Here is a 6,503-nt window from a genome sequence, read left to right as displayed (position 1 = left end):
CGCGCAGCGCCCCGCGCCCGCCGCTCGCCATACAGCACGAGCATGACGAACAGCAGCAGCAAGCTGGCCAGCTGGGCTGCGCTGGACAGGCTGAAGAAGCCGTACCAGGTCTTGTAGATCGCTGTGGTGAAGGTGTCGAAGTTGAACACCGCCACCGCGCCGAAATCTGCCAGGGTTTCCATCAGGGCCAGGGCGATACCTGCACCGATCGCCGGCCGCGCCATGGGCAGCGCGACTCGCCAGAACGCCTGCAGCGGCGACAGGCCGAGCACGCGCGCGGCCTCCATGAGGCCCCGCCCTTGCGCCAGAAAGGCGCTGCGTGCGAGCAGGTAGACATAGGGATAGAACACCAGCACCAGTACCACGATGACCCCGCCGGTGGAGCGCACCCGCGGCAGGCGCATGGGCCCGAACACTTCCCGCAGCGCACTTTGCACGGGGCCGGCGAAGTCCAGCAGGCCGACGAAGACGAACGCCAGGACATAAGCCGGAATGGCGAACGGCAGCATCAGCGCCCAATCCAGCCAGCGCCGCCCGGGGAATTCGCAGAGGCTGGTCAGCCAGGCCAGGCTGACCCCCAGAAGCAGCACGCCAGCGCCTACGCCCAGCACCAGCGTCAGCGTATTGCCCAGCAGGCGGCTCATCTGCGTGTCGAGCAGGTGCGACCAGATTTGCAGGTCGATGCTCTGCCATGACAAAGCCAGTACGCTCAGCGGCAGCAGCACCAGGGCAGCGCAGAGGCCGACAGGCACGTACCAGCGGCGTTGTGGGGCATGGGACACAGCAGGGCTCTCGGTATCGTTTGGGCTGTTGTTCACGCCGCCAGGGGCGTGTCGTTGAATCTGCGCTGCGGGTATCAGGGCGGCTTTGCGACTGACTGGAGCGCTGGACAGGGCGCTTTTGCGAATCTTGGTTGAATCAAGACGTTATGGGTTGTTTTGTGAGGATGGTATTGCGGCGGTGGTCGGAGTAGCCGGCGTTATGCAGGCGCCCATGACTTCATGTAGATAAAAGGTCGCAGCGCTAGGGCGGCTATGCCGCCCATCGCGGCTGAAGCCGCTCCTACAGTCGCGCCTGCAACGGGTCCGCGGTCGCAGACATATGCGCGGCGCATCCAGCCCTCGCCTCAGTTCCAGCCTGCGCGGTCCATCAGCCGGATCGCTTCGGCCTGGCGCTTGCCGGCCACCTCGACCGGGATGCTGTCGGCCTTGAAGCTGCCCCAGGCCGCCACTTCGTCAGACGGCTTCACCTTGGGGTTGGCCGGGAATTCCTGGTTCAGGTCGGCGAACAGTTTCTGCGCCTCTTCACCGGTCATCCATTCCACCAGGCGGGTGGCCGCTTGCGGGTGTGGGGCATGTTTGGTCAGGCCGATGCCGGACAGGTTGACGTGTACGCCACGGTCGCCCTGGTTGGGCCAGAACAGCTTGAGCGGCAGCTTCGGGTCAGCCTTGTGCATGCGCCCGAAGTAGTAGGTGTTGACCACACCGACATCGCACTGCCCGGCAGCGATGGCTTGCAGCACCGCGTTGTCGTCCGAGAACACGTCGGTGGAAAGGTTGTCGACCCAGCCTTTGACGATCTCTTCGGTTTTGCCTTCGCCGTGGGTCTCGATCAGCGTGGCGGTCAGCGACTGGTTATAGACTTTCTTGGCCGTGCGCAGGCACAGGCGCCCCTCCCATTGCTCATCGGCCAGCGCCTCGTAGGTGCTGAGTTCCTCGGGTTTGACCCGCTCGGTGGCGTAGACGATGGTTCGCGCGCGCAGGCTCAGGCCGGTCCAGTCGTGGGACGAGGCGCGGTATTGCGCAGGGATGTTCTGGTCGATGACGCTGGACTTGATCGGTTGCAGAATGCCCATCTGCTCGGCCTGCCAGAGGTTGCCGGCGTCGACCGTGAGCAGCAGGTCGGCCACACCGTTCTGGCCTTCGGCCTTGATGCGCTGCATCAGTGGCGCTTCCTTGTCGGTGATGAACTTCACCTTGACGCCGGTCTTGGCCGTGTAGGCATCGAAGACCGGCTTGATCAGCTCGTCGATGCGCGAGGAATAGACCACCACCTCGTCCGCTGCCTGGGCAGTACCGCCGAACAGGGAGAGGGCCAGGAAGGCCCAGACAGGCTTGCGTGACAACATGGAAAGCGCTCCTCGGGACATGAGAGGCGCAAAGGGTAGTGGTTCTTATTCGCCAGCTCACCCGCTGAGCAGTTACCGGATGTTGCCGAGGCGCAGCAAGGGCTGCGCGCCAGGGTCAAGCCCGGGCCAAAGCCGGCAGGTCGCCGGTCAGGCCAAGCGCCTGACGCACGAACAGCGCCTTGGCATCGGGCACTTGCTCGACCAGCTTCAAGCCGGCATTGCGCAACCAGCGCAGCGCCAGCCGATCGTTCTGGAACAATCGCTCGAAGCCTTCCATGGCCGCCATCAGCGCCAGATTGTGCGGCATGCGCCGGCGCTCGTAGCGGCTGAGCACCTTCAGGTCGGCCAGGCGCTCGCCGCGCTCACGCGCGTGCAGCAGCTCTTCGGCCAGCACCGCTGCATCCAGAAAGCCCAGGTTGACGCCCTGCCCGGCCAACGGGTGAATGGTGTGCGCAGCATCGCCGATCAGCGCCAGGCCTTCGGCCACATAGCGCTTGGCGTGGCGCTGGCGCAGCGGCACGCAGACGCGCGGGTCGGCGTGCAGCACGCCACCCAGGCGCCCCTCGAAGGCGTGCTCGAGCGCCAGGCAGAAGCTGGCATCGTCCAGGGCCATGGCGCGCTCGGCCTCTTGCGGGGTGATCGACCAGACGATCGAGCACCAGTCTTGCGCACCGTCGCGCTCAAGCGGCAGGAACGCCAACGGCCCGTGATCGGTGAAGCGCTGCCAGGCTGTACGCCGATGCCCCTGGCTGCAGCGCACACTGGTGACGATGGCGTGGTGCAGGTAGTCCCACTCGCGGGTTTCACTGCCGGTCAGCCGACGCACTGCCGAATGCGCGCCGTCGGCGGCCACCACCAAGGGGCTGCGTATGCGCTGACCATCGGCCAGCGTCAGCAGCCAGTCATCGCCGGAGCGGCGCAGGTGCTCCAGGCGCGTACCCGGCAACAGCCCGATGTCGCTGCCTTGCAGGCGCTCGATGAGACCGTCCTGAACCACACGGTTTTCAACGATATGGCCGAGCACATGGGCGTGCACGCTGGCGGCGGAGAAATGGATTTCGCCGGTGCCGGTGCCGTCCCACACGTGCATGTCCGAATAGGGCGACACACGCCGGGCCGCGATACCCTCCCAGGCCCCCAGGCGCTCGAGGATGCGCTGGCTGGCCGCAGACAGCGCGCTGACCCGTGGCTCGAACGGCGCCGAGGCCGCGAACGGCTCCACTGTCAATGGGCCGGCATCGAGCAAGAGCACCTGCAAACCGCTGTGGCGCAGTGCCAGGGCCAGGGCGCTGCCCACCATGCCGGCACCGACAATCACCAGATCTGCGCGGGTTTCCATGCTTTACGCCTGCCTTGTTTGCGGCTTGAGCCGCACATAAAGAGTTTTGTCGACCCGCGCGACCAGTTCCCCGGCCTCGTCACGGATGTCGACCTGAAGCCTGGGCAGGCATTTCTTGCCCCCGGCGGTCTGTTGGCGGATGTCGTCGAGCAAGGCGTCATCGACCTCGAACTCGGCGTACACCGTGCCTTTGCCAGGCGCGATGAAGTCGATGCTGGCGGCCTTGTCCCAGACGATGTACTCGCTGCCCAACTGCTCGATCAGCAAGAGCATGTAGAACGGATCGACCATCGAATACAGGCTGCCGCCAAACTGCGTGCCCACATAGTTGCGGTTCCACAGCGTGAGCTTCATGCGCACCTGGATGTGCCGCAGGTCCGGGCTGATCGACAGCACGCGCACACCCGCGCCCAGGTAGGGCGGGTAGAGATTCAGCAGCCAGCGCAGCATCCGCGCGCGACGCGCACGCTTGCGCGGATCGCTCATACCCCGCCCCGCGGCTCAGGCCGCGTGCCCAGCCCCATGGCCTGACGGGCGAACCAGCTTTTCGCCGGTGGCAGCAGGTCGAGCCCGAGCAGGCCGAGGTTGCGCGCAGTGGCCAGCGCGCCGCGGGTGCTGCCGAACAGGCGGGTGACCTGGTCGGAAAAGCCCACGGTCAGGGTCTGGTCGAGACGTTGCCGGTGCAGGTAACCCTGCAAGGTGGCCAGATCGCCGGGCACGGCGGGCCCGGCAAGCAGCGCGTCGGCCAGGGCCTGGACGTCTCGCAGCGACAGGTTGAAGCCTTGCCCGGCAATCGGGTGCAGGCTGTGCGCGGCGTTGCCCAGTACCACCAGGTGCGGGCGGACCTGTTCTTGCGCTTCGATCAGCGACAGCGGATACAGGTGCCGCGCGCCGACCTGACGAAACGCGCCCAGGCGATAGCCAAAGGCTGCCTGCAATTCACGCAGGAACGCGCGCTCGTCGAGGTCGGCCAGGCGCCGTGCGTCCATGCCCTGACGGGTCCAGACCAGCGCGCAGCGGTTGTCGGGCAATGGCAGCAAGGCCATCGGGCCCTGTTCGGTAAAGCGTTCGAACGCCTGGCCCTCGTGGCCCTGACCGGGTGAGACGTTGGCGATCAACGCGCTTTGCTCATAAGGACGGCTGCGTACGTGGATGCCCAGTTGTTCGCGCAAGCCGGAGCGGCCACCGTCAGCCAGCACGGCGAGGTCACAGTCCAGGGTGGTGTCATCGTCCAGGCGCAGCCGGTAGCCTTGCTCGATCGCGTGCAGCGCGGTGACCTCGGCCGGGCACCGCCAGCTCACCACCTCGGGGTCCAGCGCCTGCCACAGGCACTGGCCGAGCCAGGCGTTTTCCACCACGAAACCCAGGGCCGGAACGCCCTCTTCCTGCGCATCCAGGCGGGTCGAGCCGAAGCGGCCGCGGTCCGAGACCTGGATCTGCCGGATGGGTTCGGCGCGGGTCTCGATCTGTGCCCACAGGCCCAGGTGCTGATAGATCTGCTGCGTGCCGTACGACAACGCCGAAGAGCGAGCGTCGTAGCTGGGCTGGAAGCTGTCGCCGGGCGCGAAGGGTTCGATCAGCAGGATGCTCCAGCCACGCGCCTTGGCGCCGGCCTGCAGCGCCAGCGCCAGGCTGGCGCCGACCAGACCCCCGCCGATGATCGCCAGATTGACCCGCTTCATGCAGCCTCTCCGCGGGCATTGGCCATCAAGGCCTCGATTTCGGCAACCGTCTTCGGCACCCCGCCGCTGAGGATTTCGCAGCCGCTGCGGGTGACCACCACATCGTCTTCGATGCGCACGCCGATGCCGCGCCATTTCTTCGCCACGCTGGCATTGTCAGCGGCGATGTAGATACCTGGCTCGACCGTCAGCGCCATGCCCGGCTCCAGCACGCGCCACTGGCCGCCGACCTTGTAGTCGCCGACGTCATGCACGTCCATGCCCAGCCAATGGCCGGCGCGGTGCATGTAGAAGGCGCGGTACGCCTCGCTGTCGATCAATGCCTGTACCTCGCCCTTGAGCAGGCCCAGCTCGACCAGGCCTTCGGTGATGACACGCACCGTTGCCTCGTGGGCGTGGTTCCAGTGCTTGCCGGGGGCAATTTCAGCGAAAGCTGCGTGCTGGGCCTTGAGCACCAGTTCGTAGATCGCTTTCTGTTCCGGCGAGAAGCGCCCGCTGACCGGGAAGGTGCGGGTGATGTCGCTGGCATAGCAGTCGATTTCGCAGCCGGCGTCGATCAGCACCAGGTCCCCGTCCTTGAGCAGCGCGTCGTTTTCCTGATAGTGCAGGATGCAGCCGTTGCGACCTGCGGCGACGATGGAGCCATAGGCCGGCATCTTCGCGCCGCCACGGCGGAACGCGTAGTCCAGCTCGGCTTCCAGGCTGTATTCGCGCAAGCCTGCGCGGCAGGCCTGCATGGCGCGGATGTGCGCGCCGGCAGAGATCTCGGCGGCCAGGCGCATCACCTTCACTTCCGCGGCTGATTTATACAGGCGCATGTCGTGCAGCAGATGATCCAGGGCAACGAACTCGTTCGGCGGCTGCGCGCCCAGGCGCGCCTTGGAGCGGATGACGTTGATCCAGTCCATCAGCCGGCGATCGAACTCGGGGTTGCTGCCCATGGCGCTGTAGACCCGCTCGCGGCCTTCGATCAGCCCCGGGAGGATCTCGTCGATGTCGTTGATGGGGAACGCGTCATCGGCGCCGTGCAGGCGCACCGCACCTTCCTGGCCGGCACGCAGGCCGTCCCACTGTTCGCGTTCGGGGTTGCGCTCACGGCAGAACAGCACGTACTCGCCGTGCTCACGCCCGGGAATCAGGGCAATGACCGCCTCAGGCTCGGGAAAGCCGCTGAGGTACTGAAAGTCGCTGTCCTGGCGATACACGTGCTCGACATCGCGGTTGCGGATGGCCAGCGCGGCAGCCGGCAGGATGGCGATGCTGTTGGGGACCATCTGCGCCATCAGCGCCTTGCGCCGACGGGCGTATTCGGCCTTGGGTATGTGGCTCATGGGCAAAACGACCCCCAGGGTTG

6 protein-coding genes are annotated in these 6,503 nt (G+C 66.3%); all 6 read right to left on the bottom strand.

What is annotated here, in order from left to right; genetic code table 11:
• Nucleotides 1–782: ABC transporter permease subunit (locus RT028_RS12625; RefSeq protein WP_312935285.1), on the bottom strand; the 782-nt coding region annotated here is incomplete at its 3' end.
• Between the two features lie 344 nt (nucleotides 783–1,126).
• On the bottom strand, nucleotides 1,127–2,128 hold the full coding sequence (locus tag RT028_RS12620; RefSeq protein ID WP_312935284.1) for an extracellular solute-binding protein: 1,002 nt from the start codon (nucleotides 2,126–2,128) through the stop codon (nucleotides 1,127–1,129).
• Nucleotides 2,129–2,243: 115 nt separating this feature from the next.
• Nucleotides 2,244–3,467, bottom strand: a complete 1,224-nt coding sequence (locus tag RT028_RS12615) for a 2-octaprenyl-3-methyl-6-methoxy-1,4-benzoquinol hydroxylase (RefSeq protein WP_312935282.1) — start codon at nucleotides 3,465–3,467, stop codon at nucleotides 2,244–2,246.
• A gap of 3 nt (nucleotides 3,468–3,470) precedes the next feature.
• A complete protein-coding gene (locus tag RT028_RS12610) occupies nucleotides 3,471–3,953 on the bottom strand; it encodes a DUF4442 domain-containing protein (RefSeq protein WP_312935281.1) in 483 nt (160 codons plus the stop codon).
• Nucleotides 3,950–5,149: a 2-octaprenyl-6-methoxyphenyl hydroxylase gene (ubiH, locus tag RT028_RS12605; RefSeq protein ID WP_312935279.1), complete on the bottom strand. Its 1,200-nt coding sequence runs from the start codon at nucleotides 5,147–5,149 to the stop codon at nucleotides 3,950–3,952. Before ubiH ends, RT028_RS12610 begins: the two co-directional genes overlap by 4 nt.
• Nucleotides 5,146–6,480: a Xaa-Pro aminopeptidase gene (gene pepP / locus RT028_RS12600; RefSeq protein WP_312935277.1), complete on the bottom strand. Its 1,335-nt coding sequence runs from the start codon at nucleotides 6,478–6,480 to the stop codon at nucleotides 5,146–5,148. Before pepP ends, ubiH begins: the two co-directional genes overlap by 4 nt.
• Between the last annotated feature and the right edge of the window lie 23 nt (nucleotides 6,481–6,503).

Origin of the sequence: Pseudomonas sp., from assembly GCF_032058845.1 — a bacterium.
Lineage (GTDB): Bacteria > Pseudomonadota > Gammaproteobacteria > Pseudomonadales > Pseudomonadaceae > Aquipseudomonas.
The sequence above is the reverse complement of the archived record's forward strand: the minus strand, read 5'-3'. Positions and strand labels throughout refer to the sequence as shown.